This window comes from Herbidospora cretacea (genome assembly GCF_001570605.1).
Classification (GTDB): domain Bacteria; phylum Actinomycetota; class Actinomycetes; order Streptosporangiales; family Streptosporangiaceae; genus Herbidospora; species Herbidospora cretacea.
In genome coordinates this window covers 279,659-304,476 of record NZ_BBXG01000007.1, presented here as the reverse complement: position 1 = coordinate 304,476, position 24,818 = coordinate 279,659, and the positions used below count along the sequence as shown (strand labels likewise).

General features: G+C 70.8%; 29 protein-coding genes. 13 read left to right on the top strand and 16 right to left on the bottom strand.

Annotated elements, in window-relative coordinates:
• The first annotated feature begins 35 nt into the window (after nucleotides 1–35).
• Nucleotides 36–305 carry a hypothetical protein gene (locus AW270_RS15935; protein WP_061295119.1) on the top strand — a complete coding sequence of 90 codons (270 nt, stop codon included), beginning with the start codon at nucleotides 36–38 and terminating at the stop codon, nucleotides 303–305.
• A gap of 14 nt (nucleotides 306–319) precedes the next feature.
• Here AW270_RS15935 and AW270_RS15930 read toward each other — a convergent pair whose 3' ends face one another.
• Complete coding sequence (locus AW270_RS15930) at nucleotides 320–580, bottom strand: hypothetical protein (RefSeq protein ID WP_061295118.1); 261 nt, start codon at nucleotides 578–580, stop codon at nucleotides 320–322.
• Between the two features lie 32 nt (nucleotides 581–612).
• Nucleotides 613–1,791, bottom strand: a complete 1,179-nt coding sequence (locus tag AW270_RS15925; protein ID WP_061295117.1) for an epoxide hydrolase family protein — start codon at nucleotides 1,789–1,791, stop codon at nucleotides 613–615.
• A gap of 62 nt (nucleotides 1,792–1,853) precedes the next feature.
• Here AW270_RS15925 and AW270_RS15920 point away from each other — a divergent pair, with 62 nt between their 5' ends.
• A complete protein-coding gene (locus AW270_RS15920) occupies nucleotides 1,854–2,807 on the top strand; it encodes a helix-turn-helix transcriptional regulator (protein WP_061295116.1) in 954 nt (317 codons plus the stop codon).
• 211 nt (nucleotides 2,808–3,018) lie between these two features.
• On the top strand, nucleotides 3,019–3,318 hold the full coding sequence (locus AW270_RS15915; RefSeq protein ID WP_157522058.1) for a hypothetical protein: 300 nt from the start codon (nucleotides 3,019–3,021) through the stop codon (nucleotides 3,316–3,318).
• 48 nt (nucleotides 3,319–3,366) lie between these two features.
• Here AW270_RS15915 and AW270_RS15910 read toward each other — a convergent pair whose 3' ends face one another.
• The 8 genes from AW270_RS15910 to AW270_RS15875 form a co-directional block, all read right to left on the bottom strand.
• Nucleotides 3,367–4,548: a barstar family protein gene (locus AW270_RS15910; protein ID WP_061295114.1), complete on the bottom strand. Its 1,182-nt coding sequence runs from the start codon at nucleotides 4,546–4,548 to the stop codon at nucleotides 3,367–3,369.
• Nucleotides 4,545–5,204, bottom strand: coding sequence for a response regulator (locus tag AW270_RS15905; protein WP_061295113.1), 660 nt, complete (start codon nucleotides 5,202–5,204; stop codon nucleotides 4,545–4,547). The genes AW270_RS15910 and AW270_RS15905 overlap by 4 nt, the downstream gene beginning before the upstream one ends.
• Entirely contained in the window at nucleotides 5,182–6,318 is a 1,137-nt protein-coding gene (locus AW270_RS15900) for a sensor histidine kinase (RefSeq protein ID WP_061295112.1), read from the bottom strand. The genes AW270_RS15905 and AW270_RS15900 overlap by 23 nt, the downstream gene beginning before the upstream one ends.
• Nucleotides 6,319–6,327: 9 nt before the next feature.
• Nucleotides 6,328–7,089, bottom strand: coding sequence for a CPBP family intramembrane glutamic endopeptidase (locus AW270_RS15895; protein WP_061295111.1), 762 nt, complete (start codon nucleotides 7,087–7,089; stop codon nucleotides 6,328–6,330).
• 120 nt (nucleotides 7,090–7,209) lie between these two features.
• The gene (locus AW270_RS15890) at nucleotides 7,210–7,485 is read right to left on the bottom strand and encodes a hypothetical protein (RefSeq protein WP_061295110.1); all 276 of its coding nucleotides are present in this window, start codon (nucleotides 7,483–7,485) and stop codon (nucleotides 7,210–7,212) included.
• A gap of 51 nt (nucleotides 7,486–7,536) precedes the next feature.
• Nucleotides 7,537–8,508 (bottom strand): SPFH domain-containing protein, encoded by a 972-nt coding sequence (locus AW270_RS15885; RefSeq protein WP_061295109.1) that lies wholly within the window; start codon nucleotides 8,506–8,508, stop codon nucleotides 7,537–7,539.
• 41 nt (nucleotides 8,509–8,549) lie between these two features.
• Nucleotides 8,550–9,506: a DUF1152 domain-containing protein gene (locus AW270_RS15880; protein WP_061295108.1), complete on the bottom strand. Its 957-nt coding sequence runs from the start codon at nucleotides 9,504–9,506 to the stop codon at nucleotides 8,550–8,552.
• 218 nt (nucleotides 9,507–9,724) lie between these two features.
• On the bottom strand, nucleotides 9,725–10,024 hold the full coding sequence (locus AW270_RS15875; protein WP_061295107.1) for a hypothetical protein: 300 nt from the start codon (nucleotides 10,022–10,024) through the stop codon (nucleotides 9,725–9,727).
• Nucleotides 10,025–10,082: 58 nt separating this feature from the next.
• On the opposite strand from AW270_RS15875, the gene AW270_RS15870 reads away from it, so the two are divergent.
• Together AW270_RS15870 and AW270_RS15865 are read left to right on the top strand one after the other, a co-directional pair.
• Nucleotides 10,083–10,763 (top strand): NADPH-dependent F420 reductase, encoded by a 681-nt coding sequence (locus tag AW270_RS15870; protein WP_061295106.1) that lies wholly within the window; start codon nucleotides 10,083–10,085, stop codon nucleotides 10,761–10,763.
• 98 nt (nucleotides 10,764–10,861) lie between these two features.
• Nucleotides 10,862–11,608: an alpha/beta hydrolase gene (locus AW270_RS15865; RefSeq protein ID WP_082801583.1), complete on the top strand. Its 747-nt coding sequence runs from the start codon at nucleotides 10,862–10,864 to the stop codon at nucleotides 11,606–11,608.
• A 22-nt stretch (nucleotides 11,609–11,630) separates the two neighbouring features.
• Here AW270_RS15865 and AW270_RS15860 read toward each other — a convergent pair whose 3' ends face one another.
• Nucleotides 11,631–12,440: a sugar nucleotide-binding protein gene (locus tag AW270_RS15860; protein WP_061295104.1), complete on the bottom strand. Its 810-nt coding sequence runs from the start codon at nucleotides 12,438–12,440 to the stop codon at nucleotides 11,631–11,633.
• Between the two features lie 71 nt (nucleotides 12,441–12,511).
• On the opposite strand from AW270_RS15860, the gene AW270_RS15855 reads away from it, so the two are divergent.
• Nucleotides 12,512–13,414 carry an aminoglycoside phosphotransferase family protein gene (locus tag AW270_RS15855; protein WP_061295103.1) on the top strand — a complete coding sequence of 301 codons (903 nt, stop codon included), beginning with the start codon at nucleotides 12,512–12,514 and terminating at the stop codon, nucleotides 13,412–13,414.
• A gap of 41 nt (nucleotides 13,415–13,455) precedes the next feature.
• The gene (locus tag AW270_RS15850; RefSeq protein ID WP_082801582.1) at nucleotides 13,456–14,190 is read left to right on the top strand and encodes a HEAT repeat domain-containing protein; all 735 of its coding nucleotides are present in this window, start codon (nucleotides 13,456–13,458) and stop codon (nucleotides 14,188–14,190) included.
• On the opposite strand, the gene AW270_RS15845 is transcribed toward AW270_RS15850, so the two are convergent.
• Both AW270_RS15845 and AW270_RS15840 read right to left on the bottom strand, forming a co-directional pair.
• Complete coding sequence (locus AW270_RS15845; protein ID WP_061295101.1) at nucleotides 14,118–14,966, bottom strand: DUF3626 domain-containing protein; 849 nt, start codon at nucleotides 14,964–14,966, stop codon at nucleotides 14,118–14,120. The two genes, AW270_RS15850 and AW270_RS15845, sit on opposite strands and share 73 nt — an antisense overlap.
• A gap of 71 nt (nucleotides 14,967–15,037) precedes the next feature.
• Complete coding sequence (locus AW270_RS15840) at nucleotides 15,038–16,291, bottom strand: SGNH/GDSL hydrolase family protein (RefSeq protein ID WP_061295100.1); 1,254 nt, start codon at nucleotides 16,289–16,291, stop codon at nucleotides 15,038–15,040.
• 145 nt (nucleotides 16,292–16,436) lie between these two features.
• Between AW270_RS15840 and AW270_RS15835 the strand changes: the two genes are divergently transcribed.
• The 5 genes from AW270_RS15835 (at nucleotide 16,437) to AW270_RS15815 (ending at nucleotide 21,194) form a co-directional block, all read left to right on the top strand.
• Entirely contained in the window at nucleotides 16,437–16,655 is a 219-nt protein-coding gene (locus AW270_RS15835; protein ID WP_157522054.1) for a hypothetical protein, read from the top strand.
• 65 nt (nucleotides 16,656–16,720) lie between these two features.
• Nucleotides 16,721–17,638 (top strand): RDD family protein, encoded by a 918-nt coding sequence (locus tag AW270_RS15830; protein WP_061295098.1) that lies wholly within the window; start codon nucleotides 16,721–16,723, stop codon nucleotides 17,636–17,638.
• A 268-nt stretch (nucleotides 17,639–17,906) separates the two neighbouring features.
• Nucleotides 17,907–18,659 carry a phosphotransferase gene (locus AW270_RS15825; protein ID WP_169807323.1) on the top strand — a complete coding sequence of 251 codons (753 nt, stop codon included), beginning with the start codon at nucleotides 17,907–17,909 and terminating at the stop codon, nucleotides 18,657–18,659.
• Nucleotides 18,659–20,311 carry a hypothetical protein gene (locus tag AW270_RS15820; RefSeq protein ID WP_157522052.1) on the top strand — a complete coding sequence of 551 codons (1,653 nt, stop codon included), beginning with the start codon at nucleotides 18,659–18,661 and terminating at the stop codon, nucleotides 20,309–20,311. Before AW270_RS15825 ends, AW270_RS15820 begins: the two co-directional genes overlap by 1 nt.
• 43 nt (nucleotides 20,312–20,354) lie before the next feature.
• Nucleotides 20,355–21,194 (top strand): TIGR03619 family F420-dependent LLM class oxidoreductase, encoded by an 840-nt coding sequence (locus AW270_RS15815; protein ID WP_061295095.1) that lies wholly within the window; start codon nucleotides 20,355–20,357, stop codon nucleotides 21,192–21,194.
• 211 nt (nucleotides 21,195–21,405) lie between these two features.
• On the opposite strand, the gene AW270_RS15810 is transcribed toward AW270_RS15815, so the two are convergent.
• Nucleotides 21,406–22,248, bottom strand: coding sequence for a LacI family DNA-binding transcriptional regulator (locus tag AW270_RS15810; RefSeq protein ID WP_218009232.1), 843 nt, complete (start codon nucleotides 22,246–22,248; stop codon nucleotides 21,406–21,408).
• Nucleotides 22,249–22,316: 68 nt separating this feature from the next.
• On the opposite strand from AW270_RS15810, the gene AW270_RS15805 reads away from it, so the two are divergent.
• On the top strand, nucleotides 22,317–23,522 hold the full coding sequence (locus tag AW270_RS15805) for an ROK family transcriptional regulator (RefSeq protein ID WP_061295094.1): 1,206 nt from the start codon (nucleotides 22,317–22,319) through the stop codon (nucleotides 23,520–23,522).
• A 3-nt stretch (nucleotides 23,523–23,525) separates the two neighbouring features.
• Here the strand turns inward: AW270_RS15805 and AW270_RS15800 are convergent, their stop codons facing one another.
• Both AW270_RS15800 and AW270_RS15795 read right to left on the bottom strand, forming a co-directional pair.
• Nucleotides 23,526–24,107 (bottom strand): hypothetical protein, encoded by a 582-nt coding sequence (locus AW270_RS15800; RefSeq protein WP_157522049.1) that lies wholly within the window; start codon nucleotides 24,105–24,107, stop codon nucleotides 23,526–23,528.
• A gap of 11 nt (nucleotides 24,108–24,118) precedes the next feature.
• Entirely contained in the window at nucleotides 24,119–24,643 is a 525-nt protein-coding gene (locus AW270_RS15795; protein WP_061295092.1) for a hypothetical protein, read from the bottom strand.
• Nucleotides 24,644–24,818 lie beyond the last annotated feature (175 nt).

Here is a 24,818-nt window from a genome sequence, read left to right as displayed (position 1 = left end):
GGCAAACCCTTGTCCATGCGTGCCGAAGGAGACAGATGGTGATGGAGAACTCGTCCCGGGCCAGGATCGGTCGCGGGCTGACGGCTGTCTTGGTATTCGCTTCGGTTGCGGCGGCTGGAATCCTTGTCGCCGGTCGGGGTGATCCGGAGAAGACGACTCGATCGACCATCCAGCCGACCGAAGAGGCGTCTGACGCGAGGATCGTCGACAAGGATCAGGTCGTCGATATCGACTCCTTCGACGAGGAGGAGAACCCTCTGTGGCCGCTGACGGAGAAGCCCCGGAGCGCCGCACCGCAGAACTGATCCTCGGTGCCCGTTCAAGCGATACGGGCGCGCCGGCGTACCAGGATGACCAGTCCTATCTGAACGGCCAGCATCACCACTGCGACAAGTCCCGCGGCGGCGGCCATCTGTTCCTCCGACAGCCCGCCTCCGCATTCCGTGATGTTGCCACCCTCGTACAGGAGAAAGCAGTCGCGCCCCAGGAATGAGGCGACGACGAACCAGTTGGCGAACAGAAGGGGGACTGTTCCCAGAACGAGGGCCGGCGTCTTCGCCGCTGATGATCGGTGAGTCATGCTGAACAGATAAGCACGGGCAAGTGCCAGGGTCAGCGTGCGGTGCGGAAGAACTCGCGCAGGTCGCCGACGAGCAGGTCGGGTGTCTCCATCGCCGGGAAGTGGCCGCCCCGGTCGAATTCCGACCAGTGGTCGACGGGGGCGGTGAGGGCGCGGATCGTCAGGTCGGCGGCGAACACCGCGACGCCCTGCGGCGGCGCCGGGGCGGACGGCCAGGCGGACTGGTCGTCGCCGGAGTGGGAGGCCATCTCGCGGTAGGCGCGCATGCCCTCGTACAGGATTTCGGCCGAGGACGCGCCGGAGCCGGTGAACCAGTAGAGGCTCACGTCGGTGAGCAGCCGGTCGCGGCCCACCGCGTCTTCAGGCAGGTCGGCGGCGGGGTCGGTCCATTCGCGGAACTTCTCGGCGATCCACGCCAGCTGGCCGGTCGGTGAGTCGTTCAGCGCGTAGGCCAGGGTGTGCGGGCGGGTGGACTGCAGGTGCAGGTAGCCCATGCCGTCTTCGCGGGCGGCGTTGAAACGCTCGGCGCGGGCACGGTCGGCGTCGGACAGGCCGTCGAGGTCGACGGCGGGGCCGAGGGGGTAGGGCGACGGGCCGTTGACGTGGGTGGCGACGACGCGGCCCGGGGCGGCCATGGGCAGCAGGGTGGTCACGCCGCCGCCGATGTCGCCGCCCTGCGCGGCGAAGCGCTCGTAGCCGAGCCGGGTCATCAGTTCTCCGAAGGCGGCGGCCACCCGGAACAGATTGCCCCAGCCCGGTTCGCGCACCGGGTTGGAGAACCCGAAGCCGGGCAGCGACGGGATCACGACGTGGAAGGCGTCGGCCGGGTCGCCGCCGTGGGCGCGGGGGTCGGTGAGCGGGCCGATCACGTCCAGGAAGTCGGCGAACGAGCCGGGCCAGCCGTGGCTGAGGATCAGCGGCAGGGCGTCCGGTTCGGGTGAGCGGACGTGCAGGAAGTGGATGTCCTGGCCGTCGATCGTGGTCGTGAACTGGGGATACTCGTTGAGCGTCTTCTCCTGCGCGCGCCAGTCGAAGCCGTTCGCCCAGTAGGCCGCCAGGTCCTTCAGGTAGTCGACGGGGACGCCGCGCTCCCAGCCGGTCCCGCCGGTCTGCCGGGGCCAGCGGGTGCGGGTGAGGCGGTCGCGCAGGTCGTCCAGATCGGTCTGCGGGATGTCGATGTGGAACGGGCGGATGTCCTTGGTGTCGTCCATACCGGAAAAGGTATGAGGGATACAGGAACGCCCCGTTCCTGTATCCGGGCAGAATCTGCATCATGTCGGACACAGCACAACGACTGCTGCGGCTGCTCGCCCTGTTGCAGACGCCGCGCGACTGGAGCGGGCCCGAGCTGGCCGAACGGCTCGACGTCACCGTTCGCACCGTGCGCAACGACGTGGAACGGCTGCGCGGCCTCGGCTATCCGGTGCACGGCGTCAGGGGCGTCACCGGCGGCTATCGCCTCGGCGCGGGGGCCGAACTGCCGCCGCTGCTGCTCGACGACGAGGAGGCGGTCGCCGTCGCGGTCGGGCTGCGGGTGGGCGCCACACAGGGCGCGGTCACCGGCATCGAGGAGGCCGCGCTGCGCGCGCTGACCAAGCTGGAGCAGATGCTGCCGTCCCGGCTCCGCCGGCGCGTGAACGGCCTGCGCGCGCACCTCGTTCCGCTTCCACAGGCGGGCCCTCGGGTGGACGCCGACACGCTCACCGCGATCGCGGCGGCCGCGCGCGATCACGAGCGGCTCCGGTTCGACTACGTCGCCCATGACGGTTCGGCCGGCCGCCGCGAGGTCGAACCGCACCGGCTCGCGCACAGCCGGGGGCGCTGGTACCTGGTGGGATGGGACGTCGCCAGGGGCGACTGGCGCACGTTCCGGGTGGACCGGGTGCGGCTGCTGACGCCGAACGGGCCGCGGTTCACCCCTCGCGAGCATCCCGGCGGTGATCTGGCCGGTCATGTCGCTACCGGTCTGGCCACCGCGACGTGGCAGTGCCGGGCGCGGGTGACGGTCCGCGCTTCGGCCGAGTACGTGCGTGAGCGGCTGCCTTCCGGAGCTCGAGTGGAGTCCTTGGGGGATGACGCGTGCGTGGCCGAGGTCGGGTCGGACACGCCGCAGCTCCTGGCGTGTTATCTCGGCATGCTCGGGGCCGACTTCGAGGTCACCGAGCCGGCCGAACTCGTCGCGGAGGTTCGCGCGCTGGCGGACCGGTATCGGCGGGCGGCGCCCTGACGGCCGGAGGGTTGGCCGTCCCAACAGGTGTCAGCGGGCGCCGACGGGCAGCGACTCGACGAGATGCACCGGGCAGCCGAGGGTGGCCGGGCTCGTCGGGGCCACTGTCGTTCAGGGCGCCGCGCAGCCACTGCTCCACGGGTTCGATCCGCGGCAGCGTCCCGGAGGAATGTCTCTGATCCTCCTCGCACGTGCCCGGCACAATGGTGGCATGTCCGGGACAGAACTGACCGATCCCGACGGTGGCGTCTGGGTGGTGCGGAAACGCAGGCTCGACCCCAGAGCTGTCCGGAGTCGGATGCGGCGGCGCGACGTCCCCGTGCTGCTGGGCGAGTCCGGCGGCTCTGCGCTGCGGTGGGTCCTGGACGATGAGCGGGATGCTCTGTCGGATCTCGTGCGCCGGAACTACGCGTTCACCAATGATCACCCGGTGGACGGGAGCGAGTACATGGGCCACGAGTTCGAGGACGGAACCGGGCGGCGTCTGCTCTACGTCGAGGAATGGTGCTGAGGTTCCCCTCCGTCACCTGCTCTCAGCCGCTACCTGCCGAGGGAAAGGTCAGCGGAGTTCGACCTGGACATCGAACTCGGAGAAGAGGCGCAGGAGGTCGTCCAGGACGACGTTCGGGCCCCAGTTCCGCAGGTCGCGGTGGGATCGGTCGTAGCCGGGAGCGAGTCGTCGGCGGGCCACCTCGGAGTGGTGCCAGACCAGCCGGAACGGCTTCGCGGCGCCCCAGCCGCCACAGAGGCAGTCGATGAGGGCGCCGTGGTTCCAGCCGAAGTAGCCGCCGGGGCCGTTGACCGCCTCTCCCAGGGCGCAGTAGAAGGCGTCGATGTCGGTGACGAACCGGCCGTCGAGGTGGTAGGTCGTTCCGGCCGGCCTGTCGGGCCTGTCATGGTCATGATGATGGAGTGCCCGGCGGGACCATTCGTGGCGCAGCAGCCGATCGTAACGGGCCCACAGGTTGTGCTCGGCGGGGCCTCCGTCGTACCAGAGCTGGAAGATCTCGCGGGCGCCGCTCGGCAGCGGCTCCTCCATCCCTCCGTCGAGGACGACGTCCAGCAGATCGTCGCCCAGGCTCGACGGCCGGACGGAGACGACGGTGGCCGACAGGTGCCCGGCGCCCTCGTTCATGCTGCCGTCACGTTGGAGGGCGAAGAGGGAGGCCGTGATCTTGCGGCCCTCGAAGGCCACTGGCAGTGAATCGGGGCGGAAGCCGATCAGTGTCACCGGCGGGACGGGGGCGGCCGGGCGCACGCGGAAGACCCCAGTGGTGTCCTGGCAGACGCCGAAGTCCTCGTCCGCGATGCCGGACAGGCGGAAAGCCGTCCCCTCGGGCTTCTTCTCTGGCATTCCCCATTCCGGCAGCAGGCGGAGGTGTCCGCGCAGGTCGAGGTCCACCAGACCTTCGTATGCGGTCGCCGGGCGTTCGCCGATCACAGTCACGTCGATGAGCTCCTCCGCGCACGTGCACCCTCCTTCGTACAGGCACTCGGGGGGTTGTTCCCGCGGCCGGTGGACGGGTGTCAGGGCGACGGTGGGCAGCCAGGTCCCCGCGTGCGCGTCCAGCAGAGGGCCCGCCGGGTCGCAGCCGAGCAGGGTGAAGATCTCGGGTGGAGGCAGGGGACCGGGGTCGACGAAGAGGCCTTCGACGTCGTGGCACACGCCCAGCGTCATGCTCTCCGCGCTGGTGTAGATGTCCTGCAGCGACCAGCGTGCACCCGATCCGGCCGTGGTCATCGCCGGGCCTCGACCAGGCCGGTGCGGTACGCCAGCACGACCGCCTGCACCCGGTCGCGCACGTCGAGCTTGGTCAGGATGCGGGACACGTACGTCTTCACCGTCTCCGGCGTGATGCACAGTTCGGCCGCGATCTCCGCGTTGGACAGCCCGCCGGCGATCTGCTTCAGCACTTCAAGCTCACGAGGGGTAAGCGCGTCCAGCACACCGCTCTCAGCCGGAGGGCGGAGGCGTTCGGCGTAGTGGCCGATGAGGGTGCGGGTGACCGCGGGGGCGAGCAGGGAGTCGCCGGCGGCGATCGTCCGGACGCCGTTGACCAGTTCGGCCGGGTGGGCGTCTTTCAGCAGGAAGCCGCTGGCTCCCGCGCGGAGGGCCTCGTAGACGTACTCGTCCACGTTGAAGGTGGTGACCACCAGGATCTTCGCGGGGGTGGGGGTGCCGGGGCCGGCCAGGTCACGGGTGGCCTGGATGCCGTCCACGACGGGCATCCGGATGTCCATGACGATCACATCGGGGTTCAGCCGCCGGGCGGCCTCCACGGCGGCGCGGCCGTCGGTGGCCTCGCCGACGACCTCCATGTCCGGCTGGGCGTTGAAGATGGTGACATATCCGGCGCGGACCAGCGCCTGGTCCTCACAGACGAGCACCCGGATCATGCGTCACTCCTGGGGAAGGGATCAGCGCGCGGACGCTGAAGCCGCCTTCGGGCCGGGCTCCGGCGATCAGCTCACCATTGAGCATGCGCACCCGCTCACGCAACCCGGACAGGCCCCGCCCGCCTGACGGGGTGACGGGGGTGACGGCCGGGCCTTCGGTGGTCACCTCGATCTCCGTGTGGGTGGGGGCGTGCCGGAGCACGACCGTGGTCGGGTGGCCCGTGGCGTGTTTGAGCGCGTTGGTGAGCGACTCCTGGACCACGCGGTAGACGGCCAGTTCCACGTCGACGCTCTGCTCCCGTGCGCTGCCGTGTTCGGTCCACTCGACGGGCTGGCCGGACAGCCGTGCCTGTTCCACCAGGTCGCTCACCTTGCCCAGGGCGGGTGTACGGTCGGCCGCCTCGCCGGTCGCCTCCAGGACGCCCAGCAGGGAGCGCAGTTCGGTCAGGGCGCGGCGGCCGGTTCCGCTGATCGCGGTGAGCGACTCGGCGGCCCGGTCGGGGGCGTCGGCCAGCAGGTACTGCGCGGCGTCGGCCTGGACCACCATCGCGGTCACGTGGTGGGTGACCACATCGTGGAGTTCGCGGGCGATCCTGGCCCGTTCGGCGGCCACGGCCATCTGGGCCGACAGCCGCCGCCGCTCGGCCTCGCCGGCCCGCCACCGGCGCACCCCGGCTCCGGCCGCCCATGCCACCGCCGTGAACAGGTAGAACGCGAGGTAGTCGGGGATCTGTCTCGGCGAGCCCAGCGCGTGCAGGACGACGGCCAGGACGACGTAGGCCGTGGTCAGCGCGATCGGGGTGGCCCGGCGGAACCTCTCCTGGTGGGCTCCCGCCGCGTACAGCGCGAGATAGAGGCCGACGGTGCCGAAGGTCGGCGGGAGGGACATCGTCTGGTGCAGCGCGAAGGCGGCGCCGACGACGGCCAGGCAGGTCGCGGGCCATCGGGTGCGCAGCGCCAGGGGGAGGGTCAGCGCCGGGATCAGCGCCACCGCGAGGGCGTCGGGCGGGCGCTTGGGCAGGTCGCCGAGTTCGGCGCCGATGCCCGACACGGTCGGTACGAACGCCAGCACCGTGAGGATCGCCGCGAGTGACGCGTCCCTTCTGACGGACATCCGGCGAGCCTAACGACGACGGGCCAGCATGGCGGTCGCGATCACTGCGCTCACGACGACCGGGACGACCGACGCCTCCAGCCCGAACCCTCCCCCGGTCAGCCACTCCGCGCCGGAGACGTGCGTGGTCAGCACGCCGTCGGACGGGTGGCCGGAGACCGGGATGCCCAGCAGGGCCACGGTGGTGTTCCAGGTGAAGTGGAGGCCGATCACGAACCAGATGTTGCGCCGCCACAGGAAGGCGGCCCCCAGCAGGACGCCCGCCTCGACGGCGATCGCCAGCGAACTCCACAGGGTGGCGCCCGGGTTGGCCAGGTGCAGGAGGCCGAAGAGCAGCGCGGTGACCGTCAGCGCGACCCGGCTCCCCCACCGTTCCTCCAGAGCCTGCAGCGCCAAGCCTCGGAAGAGCAGCTCCTCGGTGACCGCCGCGCCGATCGAGACCGCGGCCAGCGGCAGCACCGCCGACAGGCCCCGCGACCACGTGAACGAGTAGCCACCGAGGACCGTGATCACCAGGACCGACAGGAGGACGAAGGCCAGGCCGATCGATCCGCCGTACAGGACCTCTCGGACGGCACCCCGCACGGCCAGTTCCGGCGTGGGACGGCGCGCCACGAAACGCATGACCGCCCAGTAGACGGGCACCGCCGCCACCGCCGCCACGACGGCGAGCAGCGGACCGGCCGACGCGAGCGCCGAGACGCCGCCGACGGCGAGCAGCCCGGCCGGGAGCCAGATGAGCGGAGAACGGGTGCGCTGCGTCGTGTTCATGGAAGCCTCCGGGGACCCGCGCCGCGTCAGTACGGCGACTCGCCGGAAACGCTACGAAAGCGGGCCTGGGCCCCGAATCCCCAGTGGGCGAACACTTCGGGTAGCTCTCACGGGGGATGCCTAGGCGCCGTCGCGGGCCGCGATGGCCAGGCCGATGAACGCGCGGAACCGCTCGAACTCCTCCGGGTCCATCTTCAGGCTCACCCCGCCCACGATCTGGTCGTCGCCCCGCCGGGCGCCGAGCCGGACCTTGAAGCCGTCGCGGTGCGGCTGGACGTCCACCCCGAGGAAGGCCACGTGATAGCGGGTGCTCTCGGACTGGTTCCGGTGGAAGATCTCCAGGGTTCTGCCGTCCTGCACCAGGATGTAGTCGTCGAACTGGAATTCCGCTGCCATGGTTCCTGCTTCGCTTGAGGGGGCGTTCACGTCGCGCCACCAGATCATCGTCTACTTGCCGGAGGCGTCGACGCCCTGGGGGTTGCCGGGGGCGTAGACGGTGATGCCGTCGGGGAGTGCGCTGATCTTGTCGATCTCCACGCAGGCGGGGCAGGCCTCGTAGCCCTTCTGGCGGGCGCGGTTGGCGTCCGCCTCGGCCTCGGCGCCGGTGACGAGCGCGCGGCCGTCGATCTTGGCCTGTTCGGCTCTGGCCTCGGCCTGGCGGATGTCGGCCTGAGCGCCCTGGGCCTTGGTGATGCTCTGCTGGACCTCGCCGGGCAGGGTGATCCTGACCAGGTTGAAGCGGAAGCCGGTGAGGTAGGGGCCGCCCAGCATGGACTGGATCTCCCGTTCCAGGCTGGCGTTGACGCCGGTCTGGACCCTGGCCAGGTTCGCCAGGCCGGTGCTCGGTTCGGGGATCTCGGCGCCGTTGAGGAAGGCGCAGGTCGGCACCAGCTCCTCGCAGCGCATGGCGCCGATCTGCACGCGCAGCGTGTTGTAGATGACCGGGCGGACCGCCTGGCTGAAGAACGCGCTCCAGCCTTCGTCGCCGTCCCAGGCGTAGAGCATGTCGTCGTCGTCGCCGATGTAGGTGCGGGTTCCGTAGCGGTCGTCGAAGGCCTTGAGCGTGGCGTGGTCGAGGTTGAGGGTGAAGTAGAACGTGCCCTCGACCCCCACGTTGACGCCGTCGCCGCTGGGCACGACGACCTCGTCCACACCCAGGGTGGTGGCCCGTTTGGGGTCGGAGGTGATCGTGTAGATGCGCTGCTGGGCCGGATAGGTGTGCGCGGTGGACATGAAGCCGGTCCAGGTCGGACCAGTGGCCGGGTTGAGGATCTGGCGGATGCCGCTCTCGTCGAGCGGCCCGCCGTCGCGGACGACGGCGACGACGCCCGCGTCCGTGCTGGTGAACCCGGTCGTGTACGTGATCAGCGCGAGCCCGATCAGGGCGGCGAGTAAGACACCGATCAAGGATTTGGCCATATGTTCAATGTAGGGATTGTTGAACAATTTGATAAGAGGGGTCAGTGCGGGAACGTCCTGCGGGGGCGCGGGGTGATCTCCGCCCGGAAGCCCTCGATGATCGAGCCGATCTGACGCATCAGGACGGTGCCTTCGAGCCGGTCGAGATAGAGCGAGTGGCGGGCGAGCGCCCCGGCGTCGACGGCGAAGTACATGGCCATCAGGGGATTGACGAACAGTTCGCTGCCACGGGTGCGGGTGGTGAACTGGGCGTCGCCGAACCGGCCGGTCAGCGCGGCGGCGATCGAGCCGTTGACGATGCTCGGCCGGTCCTCGGTCTCGGCCTGGGCGTGGGCGACGGCGTCGAGATAGACCTCGGCCGCCCTGCTGGCACGCGGGATGGAGAAAGCGCCGAGATACGCGCCGTCGCGATCCAGCGCGGCCAGGTTCTCCAGCACCTGGACGTGGTTGACGCCGTGGTAGGCGTCGACCCCGAACCCCAGGCAGACGACGATCTTCTCGCTCACGTCGAGACCGTTCACGGCGGCGAGGCTCGCCATGTCCTCCTCCGGGGTCCCGAGGCCCGCTTCGTCGCCACGCATGAGGATGTCGGTTCCGCCGTCGACCAGGACGACGGCGTCGATGTCCAGCCGGTCGGTCAACACCCGGTAGGCGGCGCGTAACGGGGCGACCCCGACCTTGGGGAAGGCGTAGACGGTGGACGGGAGGCCGTGGGCTTCCAGGCGGCGGGCGAGGGAGCGTTCGGGGAAATACCAGTCACGGCTGACCGTGTCGGGGCCGATCGCGGCCACATCCTCGTCGAGCCAGACGTCGAGGTCGAGGCCGTGCAGTCGGCTGAACGACAAATTCGCCAGGTGGACGTCCTTACCCGCCTCCCATAACGCCACTGCGAGCGGGAGACCGGCGAACACGTCGAAGCCGCCGCCTGCTCCCGCCACGAGAATCCGGCGCGCCTGATTCAGCCGGGTGAACAGCGGGGGCTCGTGCAACGAGAACACGCCCGGGAACCTATCAGGAGGCAGAATTCCGCCATGCTCCTGGGACGGGACGCCCTGCGCGCCCACGACTGGTCACAGTCGTCTCACGCCCACGGCCCCGCCGTCGACACGCCCGGCCATCTGGAGCGTCTTCTTCTCGGTGACGCACCAGTCGACTGTTCACACCGCCACACCGCCCGCTGCTCTGGTGGTGGCCGGTCTGCTGGGCGCCCTTCTCGTCAGAGATCGGCCGCGGCGGCCCGAGTCGCCCACGCCCGCAGTTCACTGAGCGCACCGGCCAAGCGGGCGTCGTCGGCGGCGCCCGGTGGGGCCCACGGCTCGGTTCTCAGCTCGCATTCCTGGTCGAGGTCGGCGTGGAGCCAGTTGAACGAGTCCCTGACCGCGAGCTCGCGCGGGTCCGCCGCCTCGAACAGGCCTCGGAGATCTTCGACCAGTTTGGGCAGCGGCAGATCGCCTGCGGCATGCAGGTCGAGATGGTCGACCATGCGGCCGATCAGCGCCCGTTGGTAGTCCTCCACGTACCCATTCTCGACAAAGGGGTGGAATGCGGGGTGCAGGGCGGAGGTTGCTGGCGATATGACAACTGTGGGATTCATCGGCAGCGGGCACATCGGCGGCACGGTCGCCCGGCTCGCCGTCGCGGCCGGGTATGACGTGGTGCTGAGCAACTCGCGCGGGCCGGAGACGCTGAAGGAACTGGTCGACGAGCTCGGTCCGAAGGCCAGGGCGGCGACCGCCGCCGAGGCAGCCGCGGCCGGTGACCTGGTGATCGTGAGCGTCCCGCTGCGGGCCTACCGCGAGGTGCCGGTGCGGCCGCTCGCCGGCAAGACCGTTCTCGACACCAACAACTACTACTCCCAGCGGGACGGGGCCTTCCCGGAGCTCGACGACGACTCCACCACGTCCAGCGAGCTGCTGCAGCGGCACCTTCCGGACGCCAAGGTCGTCAAGGTCTTCAACAACATCTACTTCGTGCACCTGGCCGCGCTCCCCCGCCCCGCCGGTTCGCCCGACCGCAGCGCACTGGCCATCGCCGGGGACGACGCCGCCGCGAAGAACGAGGCGACCGCGTTCCTCGACCGGATCGGCTACGACGCCCTCGACGCCGGAGCGCTCGTGGACGGGTGGCGCTTCCAGCCGGGGACCCCCGCTTATGGCGGTCTGTACGCGGGAGGGAACGAGAACTTCTGGGAGTCGCCGGGAGCACCCGCCGACGCCGCGACGCTCCAGGCCAAGCTGGACGCCGCCCAGCGGTGACCCGGATGGTGAAACTCCTGTGAGCATCGGGCCGTCGCGGGGGTCGTACGCGACAATGGTTTGTTGACGGTCCCGGGGATGCGGCGGATATTGGCCGCATGCGAATCTGGGGCCTGGTTCTCGTGCTGTCACTCGCGGTTTGCGGATGTGGGCAGGATGCCGTGCCCGCCGCGCAGGAGCCGGTCCCCGTCGTCTCGTCGGCCGCGCCCGCTCCGAAACTGGTCGGGTGCAAGGTCGGGCCTTCGGTGGCGTTCACGCCGGTGACGGTGGGGAACCTGGCGGCCGGCGTCGCGGGGGACGGGCCGGTGGGCGTGGTCATCGCCAACACGATGGACGGCTATCACTGCGACTGGCTGGTGTGGGCCGATCACCTGGTCAGGAGCGGGGTCCGGGTGGCTGTGTTCGAATACGGCTTCCCGCCGCGGATGGCGGGCATCCCGACCATGCTCGAACGGGGGCCCGAGGAGATGATGGCCGTCGCCGCCGAGCTCAGGAAGCAGGGCGCTCAGAAGATCGTCTACGCCGGGGGGTCGCTCGGCGGGTCGGTCGCGCTGGCCACGGCCGCCAAGCCCGAGGCGCAGGCGGCCGGGGTCGTCTCCCTGTCCGGCGGGCTGGACGGGCAGGCGGAGACCGTGAAGACCCTCACGATCCCGGCGATCTACGCCGTGGCTGAAGAGGACACGAGCGGCGGCGCGCCGGCCCTCGCCAAGGAGCTGCACGCGGCCACCGGCGACAGCGAACTGCTCGTCTATCCGGGGGCGCAGCACGCGGGCGGCATGTTCATCGACGACCGGTACGCCGACAAGCTGCTGGCCAGCCTCGACGCCTTCATCGCGAAGGTCTGAATGGCGCGCGACAAACAGGTGGTCAGGCCACGAACTCCCGGGCGCCGCGCAGCCGGGTCTTGAGGTGGCGCTGGGTCTGGGCGCAGTCCAGCCGCACGTCGCGCGGGCCGGTGAAGCCGACGTCGGCGCAGCGGCCGGGGGTCAGGCGGGTCTCGTCGAGGCCGTCGCGGCGGGCGATGAGGATGCCCAGCTCGTGGCGGCTGACCGCGTCCGCCCCGGCCACGTGGTGGATGCCGGACCTGTCGGAGTCGGCGAGTTCGAGGAGGGCGGCGGCGAGGTCGCGCACATGGACGGGACAGCGCACGGCGTCGGTGAACAGGATGCCCGGCGCGCCTCCGGCCAGGGAGTGGACCAGGCGTTCGTGCGGTGAACCGCCGTCGCCGACGATCAGGGACGTCCTGGCGATCACCGCGGTGGGGTCGACGGCCCGCACCGCCGTCTCGGCCGCCGCCTTCGCCGCGCCGTAGGGGTAGACGGGGTCGGGGATCGCCTCTTCGGCGTAGGTGACCGCCGCGCCGGAGAAGACGGCGTCGCTGGAGACGTGCACCAGCCGTCTGCCGGTGGCCGCCGCCGCCACGTGGGCCGCGCCGTCGGCGGTGGTCGGCCAGTCGGACTGGCGGTAGGCGGCGTTGACGACCACGTCAGGCGCGGTCTCGCGGATCGTCTCCGTGACGGCGGTGCGGTCGCGGAGGTCGAGGGGGCGCCAGCCGGCCAGGTCGGGCGGTCCCGGGTTGCTCAGGTAGGTCGCCGCCACGACGTGGCCGCCGGCCGCGGCCTGCCGGACGATCTCGCCGCCGAGGAAGCCGCTGCCGCCCACGACCAGGATTCTCATGGCTGCGACCGTAGTGGATCCGTCCGAAAACACGTTGCATGAGCCGACCGGGGCGGGGAAGCCTCGGGTGGATGCATGCGAACCAGCTGACGGTGTCGCCCGGGACGGTGCGCGCGTTGGTCGACGAGCAGTTCCCCGAGTGGCGTGACCTGGAGATCACCAGTGTCGTCTCGCACGGGACGGTCAACGGCATCTTCCGCATCGGCGACCGCTTCACGGCGCGCTTCCCGTTGCAGCCTCCGCACGGCGTGGAGGCCACCCGGCTCTGGCTGGAGGCCGAGGCGGACGCGGCCCGCGAGGTGCACGGGCAAACCCGGTTCCCCACGCCCGAACCGGTCGCGATCGGGGAGCCCGGGGCGGGATATCCGGTTCCGTGGTCGGTGCAGACGTGGCTGCCCGGGGTCGTGGCCAGCAAGGCTCACCCGGGCGAGTCGGTCGGGTTCGCCCACGATTTGGCCGATCTCATCGCCGATCTGCGTGCGATCGACACCCGTGGCCGGACGTTCGCCGGAAGAGGCCGGGGCGGGGAGATCGACGTCCACGACGAGTGGGTCGAGACCTGTTTCCGGCAGAGCGAGACGCTGCTGGACGTGCCGAGCCTGCGCAAGCTGTGGGCGGACTTCCGGGTGCTGCCGCGCGCGTCGGCTGACGTGATGACCCATGGCGATCTCATCCACGGGAACCTGCTCGTCTCCGGCGAGCGGCTGGCCGGGGTCCTCGACGTGGGCGGGTTCGGGGCGGCCGATCCCGCGCTGGACCTGCTGAGCGCCTGGAACGTGCTGGAAACCGGGCCCCGGGAGGTGTTCCGGTCACTGCTCAAGGTGGACGACCTCGAATGGGAGCGGGGGAAGGCGTGGGCGTTCGTCCAGGCGATCGGGTGTGTCTGGTATTACGTCCACACTAATCCGACCATGCACGACCTGGGCAAACGGTGCCTGGACCGCATCCTGGCCGACTCGCGCGACGCCGGATAATCGCTTTACACCGTCATACGCGGCTTCTCAGACTTGCGGACATGACCGACAGGGAGCTTCCCTCGCGGGTTCTGGCCCGGAAGGCACTCGTGCCCTCCGACCCGGACGACGACGAGCGGTGGAAGATCGTGCGCGAGCTCCAGGTCCGCGGTGACGCCGAGACGTTCGAGGTGGCGGTCCGGCTGTGCGGCGCGACCGAGCCGAGGGAACGTCAGCTCGGGGCCGACATCCTGGCGCAGCTGAGCTTCCAGGAGAACGCCAAGCCGGGCCTGCCCGTCCTGCTCGACCTGGCGCGCCGGGAGGGGGACCCCACCGTGCTCTCCTCGGCGGTGATCGCGCTGGGTCATGTCGCCGACGAACGGGCGCTCCCCGAGGTGCTGGCGCTGACCGGCCATGACGACCACCGCGTTCGTCGCGCCGCCGCCTGGACTCTGCCGACGGTCATGCGGGACGACGACCCCGAGGCCACAGCGGCGCTCATCCGGATGACCCGGGAGGCGGACGACGAGAACAGGGAGTGCGCGACGACCGGTCTCGCGGGGCTCGAAACGGACAGCGAGGAGATCCGCGCGGCCCTGGCGGCCCGGCTCGACGACCCGTGCCTGATCGTCGCCGTGGAGGCGGCGTACGGGCTGGCCCGGCGCGGTGACCGGCGGGCGGAGCAGGGGGTGCGGAGATATCTCGCCGAACCCGACGGCAACGACTACACGAGGTCGGTCGTGGAGTGGACGGTCGAGGAGCTCGACGGCACCGGCCGGCCGAAACGCGCCAGGTAGTGCCAGACCTTTTTCAGCGCCTGCGGGTCGTGACCGCTCGCCTCTCCGAGGACGCGGGGATCGAGGCGGCCGTCGACGGCGATCTCGGCGGCCAGGTCGACGTAATCCGGGCCACGGTAGTCGGGATGACGGCGTAGCCGATCGATGGTGACCCGGAAACCGGGATGCCACTCGATCGGGCAGGGCAGCCGGCGCGCGGCGGCCTCCACGGCCGTCCCCCGGTGGCTCGGGTCCAGGACCAGCGCCTCCACATCCCGGTCGAGCCGGACGGGGCCGTGCACCTGGGCCTCGATGTAGTCGTCCAGGAGATCCCGGGCATCCGCCTCGGCCAGTTCGATGAGCGCCATGCGAGAGGCGACGCCGAAGGCCGACGGTTCGAAGTGGCTGTCCGGATAGCAGAACGTGGTCCGGGCGAGGACCTCCCCGGTCAGCCGGAGATGCGCGGACCCGAAGCGCGGGGCCGCGCCGACGGATCTCCGCCGGAAGTCGAGCGCGCCGTAGACGGGGCGTTCCTCCCCCGGGACGTGGTCATAGGCCCCGCCGAAGATCCGGCTCTCCCAGCGCCACCGGTCGCCGCCCGGGTGGGCGGTCAGGCCGCCGTTGCTCGTGCCGGTGACGAACTGCGAGCGGTAATGGCCGTCGTCGGCGAGCCCGCGCAGCACCGGCGGGGTCGGGTGGAAGTTCAGGGTCACCCGGAGCCGGGGGTCGAGCGGCTCGCCCGCCGACACGGCGGTCACGTGACGCAGGGCCCGTTCACCTGGTGAGAACGTCGTCATGGCCTCGTCGGGTCGCCGCCGGCGGCGCCCACGCCGGGCGGACCTGGCGTGGGCGTTTCCGGCTGTCGGGGTCAGGAGATGGTCAGCGTCCCGTTGGAGTTCCGGGCGCAGGTCACGACTGTTCGCGTGGCGGCGGTCAGCGCGCCGGACAGGCACTGGCCGAGGACGGTGTGGCCGGCGGCGTTGGGGTGCCACGACTCCTGGCAGGTCTGGAAGTAGGTCACGCACGTGTTGGCGAAGCGCTGGATGGCGATCTTGTCACGGCCGGACAGCGACGTGATGGGATTGCCGGAGGGGCCGTCCTGAACTCGTACGGGAGTGGCGAGGGCGTTCCCGGGGCTGCCCGGGTTCTCGCACAGGCGGGCGCCGTCGAAGGCCTTCTGCACGTCGAGGACGCGCAGGTCGGCGGCAGGCCGCTCGGCGGCGAGGGTCGTGTACGTGTTCTTCACCAGGTTGCCCAGGTTCGCGGAGAAGACGTGGCCGGGGGCGAGGCTCGCGCGGTGGATCGGGCAGCCGGCCGCGTAGCGCTCGGCGCCGAGGTCGCGGAACTTGTCGCGGGTGTCGGTGCGGCCGTCCTCGTCGCGGTACTGCGTGGCCACGTCGAGAGGCAGGGGGTTCGTGTACGTCTGGAGCACGACCTTGTGCTGCCCGTCGGCGTCGACCTGGCCGAGGGTGTCGAGGATCTGGCGGACGGCGGCGACCGTCTCGGCCGTGCCGGTGGCGACCTCCGCGTCGGAGGCGAGGTCGGACACCGTACAGGGCTCCTGCGGCACGTCACCCCCGAGGTAGGCCCAGAACTCCCACCAGCCGGTCCAGGCGTCGGCGATGAAGCGGTTCGCGCACAGGGTCGCGACGTCGCCGAAGGTGAACTGGCTGTTGTTGGAGCCGAGCCCGATGAGGACGACGTCGATGTCGTGGGTCTGCGCGACGGTCCGGAGCTGGTCGAGCTGCGACTTGACGGTGCGGCCGTTGGCGCGGGCGCTGGAGGCGTTGGCGACGTCGGCGGGCTGGCCGCCGGAGCAGGCCAGGTTGAACCGGTCCTGGATGCCGGGGAGGTTGGCCTTGAACAGGGAGGCGTCGGCCGAGCGGTGGCAGAAGAAGGCGTTGTTGTTCGGCGCCGACCAGCCGGGGAACCCCTGCGCGGTGCCGTTGGCGTCGACGACGGGCTGGTAGTTCCCGGCGCCTTCACCGCTGATGAAGCTGTCGCCGAGCGCGACGGCCGCCGTCGGGAGGGCGGCTTGCGCCGCTCCGCCGTGGGCGAGGGGGATTCCGGCCGCGGCTAAGAGGAGTGCGGTGGTGATGGCCGCTCGACGGAGTGCGCGCATGGGCATTTCCTATCATACTGGCAGGTAATGGAGGGTATCCCGATGACAACACGGGCCGGTCACCCAGTCAAGATCTTGTTAATGTCGCTTCACATAAGAGACCGCGTTTCCGTGCGATCGTCAAGGGTTGCTGTACCGTGCCGGGATGGATGCGATAGCCCTGCTCGACTGGCTGCTGGAGTGTGACGTCGACGCGCTTCTCCGGGTCGACTCGCAGCGCACCTGGACTTTTCACGCGAGCGGCGGCGACGGCGGAGAGCAGTGGCGGGTGCGGGTGGACGCGCTCTCGGCGGAGGAGTGCCTGGAGAAATCCCTGAGGGCCCTCGCCGACCACGGACTCGTCCCGCCCAGATCTCTGGTGTGAACCGCTTGAAGGACTCCGAATCGCCATAGGCCGTATATTTCGTCGGTCACTTACCGAGGAGCCCTATGCGCCCGATTCGCTCGTCGTATCTCATCGTCGGCGCGGCGGTGGTCGCGGCCTATCCGACCTGGGATCTGCGGAACCAGATGGCGACGTGGTCGGAGGAGGGGGAGTACTTCTCCTGCGTGGGCCCGTACGACGGCCTCGGCTGGTCACCGGTCGATCCGTTGCGGGGGGATCTCGGCACCCTCATCGACGTCGCGATGGTGTGGGGCGTGCCGGCGATCCTGGTTCTCCTGTGCGCCCTGCCGATGTGGCGCACGCCTCAGGCGGCGCAGCGGGTGGCCTGCGCGCTCACGCTGATGGCGGTGATCCATCCGGCCACGCCCCTGTACTCGTCTCCTGACGTGTGCGGGCTGCCGCTGCCGGTGTTCGGGGCCGAGTGGCTGGAGGCCGTGATCTGCGGCTGGGGGACGGACCAGGTCTGCTGGATCGGGGCCGCCGCCCTGCTTCTGGCCTCGGCGCCACCGGCGCCCGTGAGGGAACTCGGGACGGCGGCGCGCCGGGTCCTGGCCTTCCTGGTCGACTACGTGGTCGTCACGACCGTCTGCCACGCGGTCCAGGGCCGTGGAAGCTACGGGGTGCTGAGCTCCTTCGACTGGTTCGAGTCGGAGGCCCTGGCGTTCGCCGGGTTCGTCTTCCTCTATTTCTGGGGGCAGCACGCCCTCTGGGGCCAGACCTTGGGAAAGCGCGCGTTCGGCCTGCGGTTCACCGGAAGCGGGCGGGCGGCGGCGCTGCGCGCGCTGGTGTTTCCACTGGCGGTCGTGGTCGCGGCCGAGGGACCGTTCGTCCTGCTGGCGATCGCGGGGTTGGCCGCGCTGGATCCCGACGGCCGGGCCCCCTACGACCGGCTGACGGGCGCCGACGTGACCTCCAACGGGGCTTGGCTCACCAGGCCGGCAGGAGGGCGGCTGCGCATCTGATCACCTGCGGAGACGTGGGGTGGCAGGCGTACGTCAGATGACGTATTCGGGTGGGCATACCTCAAGATGGCTGTCCGGCAGGCTGGCCCATTTCCACCAGTGGTGACCGTTTGAGCAACTCCACCTGATTCGGCAGGTGCGGCGGCCGTCGTCTCGGTCCATCAGGTAGGCCGCACCGAATGACAATTCCTGCTCGCATGCGGGACAGGGCATGGTCCACCGATCTGAGCTGGGCAAATGAGTTGCGGGCACTGATTGACTGGCTCTCGTGAGAACGCAGCGCGTGGATTGGGCCGAGGCCGTGGTCGCCGCCGCGCTCCCCCGCGCCGTTCCCACGCCGCGTCTGCGGTTCGCCGTCGAGGCGGCCGGGTGGATCCTGCTCTGTTTCGACGTCGCGCCGGGCGCGCTGCCGCACGAGCCGTGGCGGCCCCATGAGCTGACCGCCGCGCTCGACATGCTGGCCGTCTGCGCCCGCGAGCTGACGCCCTCTCCGGTACGCGGGATGCCCACCCTCGGTGAGCGGATGGCCGGGCGGTGTGAGACCTGGCGGGGGCTGGAGCGCGACGGCGTCTGGGGGCCGGTCACCGTCTCGGGTGTCGGGGCGTGGGAGCGGCGGCACCTGGACCGGCTGGCGGCCGTCGAGGCGGTCTGGGATCAGGTCGTCGTGGGCGACTCGCTGGTGCACTTCGACCCACGGTTCGACAACATTCTCGTCGACCCGGCGACCGGCACGGCGCGGATCGTCGACTGGGGGCGTGCCTGCGTCGGGCCCGCGTGGACCGACCGCGTCTGCCTGCTGCTCCAGTCTGACCTCGGCGGGCTCGATCCCGAACCGCTGCTCGGGTCCGTCGCCGAACCGGAGCGGGTCGACGCCTTCCTTGTGGCGCTGGCCGGCTATTGGACCCACACCGCCGCGCTCCCCGGGCCGGCGCACGCCCCGCATCTGCGGGAACGGCGTGAACACGGGCGGCGGGCGACGATCGGGTGGCTGATGCGGCGCTGGACACCGGCTCTTGCCTGATGATCAACGCGAGTGGCAGGGTGTCGGGCATAGACCCTTCAGCGGCTGACGCCCCCCGATCGCTGTTCGAGCAAGCCCTCCGCCTGCACCGCCTGCCGCCCGACGAAAACGTGGGCCGGGGCATCGAGAGGCCGCCCGATCCTGACCTCCTCTGTGAGATCCCCGACGAGGTGCAGTCGATCCCGCCGGATCTGGCCCGGGAGACGGGGCTCCGGCTGGTGCGCCACGGCACCGGATCCGTTCCGGTGGAGACCGGCCTCCGGCTGCTGACGGGCAGTGCCCGGCCGGAGGACATCCCGCTCGTCCGGACGATCGGGCTGCTGCCCCACTTCGGGTCCCTTGCGGTGGACGTGCTGGAGACGATCCCCGGCTCGGCGAGCGCGCTGATGTGGCTGGCCGACCGGTCGGAGCGCTGGCCCCGCGACGACGCCGTCTCCGCCCTGTGCCGGATGGGCGAACCGGACACGTTCCCCTGGCTGCTGCGGACGGCCTCCGACGGCCACGACCTGGATGGTGAATACGTCCGGCGGGTGGCCGAGACCGTGTCGCTGGCGGGCCTGCTGGAGACGGAGGACGCGACGATCGCCGTCCGGGCGGGCAGGATCCTGCGGGCGCTCATCTCGACCCGGAGTCACACCGTGCAGATCCGCGAGTACGCCGACGCCTGCCGCGCCGTCAGCGGATTCGCGGTCCTGGCCGAGACGGCGGAACCGGTGTTCGATCTGCTGGCCTCGGTCATCACGATGGCCCGCGACCTGCGCACCGGGCACACCGCCTGCCTGCCCTGGCCGCCCGGTGAACGCGCGGCCACGCTGGAGCGGCTGGAGCGGCTCATCGGCTCCCCGCGCTGGACGCGGGCCCTGGCGGAGGCCGCTGAGTCGCCCGACCCGATGACCCGGTGGCGGGCGCAGTGGGCGACCGCGGAGAGAGCGGCCGGCGCGCCGGTGCCCGGCCGTCTCGCCGTTCACGTCGTCGTCCCCGATCCCGTCCTGGACGAGGGCGTCCAGACCCGGCTGCTCGTGGACGGCCGCCCGGTGGTGGCCGAGGCCTTCCGCAAGGGCGGGCCGTTCGGGCCGGATCGCCTGCCCGGGATCCTGGAGGCGACCGAGGAGCCGCGGAAGGTGCGGCTGGCCGAGGCGTGGTGCACCGAAGGCTGCTGCGGCGCCCTCTACGTCACGATCACCCGCAGGGGGGACACCGTGACCTGGCACGACTGGCGCGCCCCCGAAGGAGCGGGACTGGAGACCTTCCACTTCCCCGCCGACCACTATGACGAGACCATCGCCCGGGCCGCCCGTGATCGCAGCTGGGAATGGCCCGCCCGTGGCCTGGCCCGCCGGCTCGACCGGCTCCTCCAGGACCACCCGGCCCTGCTCGGCGCCTGGGAGTGCGAGCTCGACGGCATCCACGCCGATCCCGGAGAACGGGACCGCCTCAGTCTGACCTTCACCTACCCCCGCCTCCCACCGGACCCCGGAGACGACGACCCCTGGCTCCAGTTCCTCTGGGTCATCCCCGTCGACGACACCGACGTCGACGACCAGGCCAACCGCGTGGTGGACCGCCTGCGAGCGGCGAGTCCCACGACGTTCGCCACCGTCGTGGGCGGCTGCGAGGAGTACGCCGACCGCCTCGGTTTCCCCTGGCCCTGACGGCTTGCCTTCACGTCGGTGGCAGGGTTCTACGCTTCGGCGGGTGAAGTTCGGCATCAGTTACAGCACGCCCTACTACGGGGTCGACCCCGACAACCTCGTCTCCCACGCCCGGCATGCAGAAGAGTGCGGCTTCGAGTCGTTCTACGTGCCGGAGCACGTCGTGCTGTATCCCGGCGCCACCCTCGGGCGGTGGGAGATACCGCCGACGCTGCCCTACCTCGACCCGATCGACTGCCTGGGTTTCGTCGCCGCGTCGACCCGGCGCATCCTGCTCGGGACGGGGGTGCTGGTGCTGCCCTACCACCATCCGGTCGTGCTGGCCAAGCGGCTAGCGACCGTCGACGTCCTGTCCAAGGGCCGGATGCGGCTGCTGACCGTGGGGCTCGGCGGGCTGCCCGGGGAGGCGGCGGCTTTCGGGGTCGACTATCGGAGCCGGGGGCGGCGGGCGGACGAGGCGATCGACCTCATGCGGCTGCTGTGGGACGGCGGCGCGGAGGGGGTCCGGTTCGCCGGGGAGTTCTTCGACGTCACCGGGCTGGTCCAGTATCCCAAGCCCCTCGGACGGCTGCCGGTGCACGTCGGCGGGTCGAGCCGGGCGGCGGCGCGGCGGGCGGGGCTGCGGGGGGACGGCTACTTCCCCGGCGGGGCGCTCGACGCGGCCGAGCGGGCGGCGCAGTGGGAGATCGCGCAGGCCGCCGCCGCCGGGCGGACGCTGGAGTACACGCGGTCGGGGTCGATCGACATGACCGCCGAGCAGGTCGCCGAATGGGCGGCGCAGGGGGTGACCCGGATCGTCGTGGGGGTGAGCGCCACCGACCCCGGGGAGCAGCGGGAGGAGATGGCGGCGTTCGCCGAGAGGAACATCCCCGCCGCCGAGTGATCTCGGCGGCGGGGACGCGCCGACCGCCGGGTCTCGGTGACGGGACCCGGCATCCGGTACGGCGGTGACACGCCACACCGGACTTCTCCGCAGGCCTGGTCGTCCTCATAGAGGGCGTCGTCGACCGCCACCACGAAGCGGCTCAGCTTGGGCTGAACCACAGCAAACAGGACAGGAAGCTTGTACGTCAACCAGAAAGATTAGTAATCTATTAAATGCTCGACCCTCGGGTGACGAGGGCAGCCGGCATCGCCCGGATCACCTTCACCGGGCCCCCGGAGAGGATGTCCTGAAAGGCCTCCCCCACGAGCTCGCCGAGGGCCTGGACGTCGTGGCTCACCGCGCTGAGCGGCGGTTCGGCGAGCTGGCAGAGGGCGGAGTCGTCCCAGGCGACGAGCGAGAGATCCCGGGGCACGTCGATGCCGATCGCCCCCGACGCGTGCAGCGCGCCGAGCGCCATGACGTCGTTGTCGAAGACCAGCGCCGTCGGCCGGTCGTCCATCTGCTCCAGCGCCGCGACGGCCCGCACGCCGGCCGCCTCGGAGTAGTCGCCGTCGAACAGGGTCGTGCGGACGCCCTCCTCGGCCGCGACCTCGTCGAACGTCCGCCGCCGGATGATCGTGTGGGCCATCTCGGCCGGACCGGCGACGTGGCCCAGATGCCGGTGGCCGCCGGCGACGAGCCGGGCGACGACCTCGCGCATGGCGACCTCGTCCTGCGTCCACACCGTCGGCAGCCCCCGCGCGGTGTCCGGGTCGCCGATCACCATCGCCGGCATGCCGAGCTCCTCGACCAGCGCGACCCGCTCGTCGCCCGGCAGCAGGTCGATCAGGACGACCCCCTGCACCCGCCCCTCGTCCGCCCATGCCCGCATGCGCGCGGAGGCCTCCGCCACGGTGGCCACCACCTGCAGCAACACCGGAACCCCGAGGGGCACCAGAACCCGTTCCATGCCCGCGATGAACTCGGGGAAGAACGGCTCGGCCCCGAGCACCTCGGCGTCCCGCACCAGCGCGAGCCCCACCGGCGTGCCCGCGCGCGGACCACCGACCATGGACGGCCTCCTCCTCAACTAACCTCGTGGCACGTAAAGGTAGTGCCGGTGGGCTGGAAGGGGTCGCGTTGGCCAGGCGAGAGTCCGCGGCTGCGGGACCCGGGAGCCGCGCGCTCGTCGTCGACCTCATCCGGTCGGCGGGCCCCATCAGCAGGGTCGAACTGGTCAAGGCGACCGGCCTGACCCAGCCGACCATCTCCAACATCGTGCGCCGCCTGCTCGACGACGGAGTGGTGCGCGAGACCGGCGACACGGTGGCCACCGGCGGCAAACCGCGCACCATGCTGGTGATCAACTCGCGATCGGCGTACGGCGTGGGCATCCGCGTCGGGACCGACGCGTTGACGTGCGTGGTCACCGACACCCGTGGCGGAACCGTAGGCCGGGAACTGATCGCGGTCTCCGGCGACCTGATCGACCAGCTCGTCTCCCTCTACCACCACGTGACCGGCGGGCTCGGCCTGGCCGCCCAGAGCGTGGCCGGGCTGGCCGTCGTCGCCCCCGGCCCCGTCGACGTGGCGCGCGGCCGTTTCCTCTCCCTGCCCGGCCTGGCCGAACTCGACCTGCGGCGCGAGCTGTCGGCCCGCCTCGGCGTGCCGGTCCTGCTCGACGGCGACGCCGCCGCCGCGGCCGTCGGGGAGTTCTGGGGACGTCAGGTCTCCCGCGACCGGACCTTCGGATGCCTCTACATGAACTCCGGCATCGGCTCCGGCGTGGTTCTGGACGGAGCGCTCCAGCGGGGCGCGAGCTCCAACGCGGGCCAGATCGGCCACGTGTCGGTGGTGCGCGACGGCGAGCCCTGCCGGTGCGGGAACCGCGGCTGCCTGGAGCTCTACGCCGCCCCTGCCGCCCTGGTGGCCCGCGCCCGCGCGATCCCCGGCCTGGCCGACCGCCTCGGCATCGGCGCGATCGACCCCGACGCGCGCGCCTTCGACGTGCTCGCCCGCGCCGCCGTCTACGGCGACGACCAGGCCCGTGAACTGGTCGACGAGTCGGCGTCGCTGCTGGCCGACGGCGCGCTGACCCTGGTCGACCTGTGGGACCTCGACACACTCGTGTTGGCCGGTCCAGGCTTCGCCGTCGCCGGGTCGCTGTACGTCAGCGAGATCAGGCGGCGGCTGTCCAAGCGTGCCTTCTCGCGGGGCATCCACGCGGTGCGGGTCGACCTGTCGAGCAACCCCCGCGACGCCGCGGCCGTCGGCGGTGCGGCGCTGATACTCCAGGGCTCGGTCGCCCCGGGCCACGGCCCGCAGGTGGCGGCGCCGCAGGCCTGAGCGTCACCCGGCCCGGTGGCGCTGGGCCTCCTCGTATGCCAGTGCCCGACGCTCGATGTCCTCCCACGCCTGCGGGTCCTCAAAGCGGACGCCGGGGTTCACCTGACACTGGAAGGACTGGCTGACAGCCTGGACCACCACCGGTCCGGCGGGCTCCGAAGGCCAGATCTGCAGGTGGTGGTCGTCGTCTCCACAGGCCTCCCAGTCGGACCCTCGAACGTGGTAGCGCAACCGGTAGTTGCCGGGCCCGGCGGGGAGCGGCGGGAGGTTCACCACCTTCTCCACGTCCCAGTCGTAGGTGAACCCCTCCACCAGCACCCGGCCCGACGGGGAGAAGTAGTCGATCTCCATGACGTCTTCGTAGTCGTCGAGGTCGGCACCCGGGTCCTCGTCGGCGAGGGTCACCGTGAACGGGATGTCGTCTCCCCACTGCACCGAGATCACCAGGTCGGCGACCCCGTCACGAACCTCGACGTCGCCACACCGCAGGCCCCGCTCGACCATGTCTTCTCCGCCGACTTCACGTAAATGGACGACGCCGCAGTCCTGCACCTGCAGTTCCAGCCGGAAAGTCTGTGCGCTCATGGGCCCGGAGCCTAGAAGCCGCCACCGACAACACCCGGGTCCCGCATCTGCGTGGCGTGGTGGGAGGTGGCCTTGAGCACCACCGGTTCAGCTGGTGCGGAGGGCCAGATCTGCAGGTGGTAGTCGCCCTCGCCGCAGCTCTCGGAGTCGGCCCCGCGCACGTGGTAGCGCAGCCGGTAGTTGCCCGGACCGGCGGGCAGCGGCGGCAGGCGGGGGGCCTTCTCCTCGTCCCAGTCGAAGGTGAACCCGGCCATCATCAACCGGCCCGAAGGCGAGTAGTAGTCGATCTCCGTGATGTCCTCGTAGTCGTCGAGGCCGGGCCCCGGGTCCCGGTCCGCGACGGTCACCGTGAACGGGATGCCGTTCCCCCACTGGACGGAGATGAACAGATCGACGAGGCCTTCCCGTATCTCGACGTCACCGAGCCGCCGGGCCGGACTGGGGCTCTCTCCGCCGTCCTGTTCGAGCAGGTGGACCATGCTGCAGTCGTCGACGTCGAACTCCAGCCGGAGCGTCTGGATTCCTTGTTCGGTCATGGTCGGGGATCGTAGGAGCACCCACCGACAACATGATGCCCAGCACCGCAGCCGAGCCGCACAGTCGGCTCTGCGCGAATATCAGCTGGACGAGCAGTGTGATGCGCATCACACTCTATGCGTCGTTCACACGAAGATCTTCCGCATGTACGTTCTGATCGATTCACGAAAGATC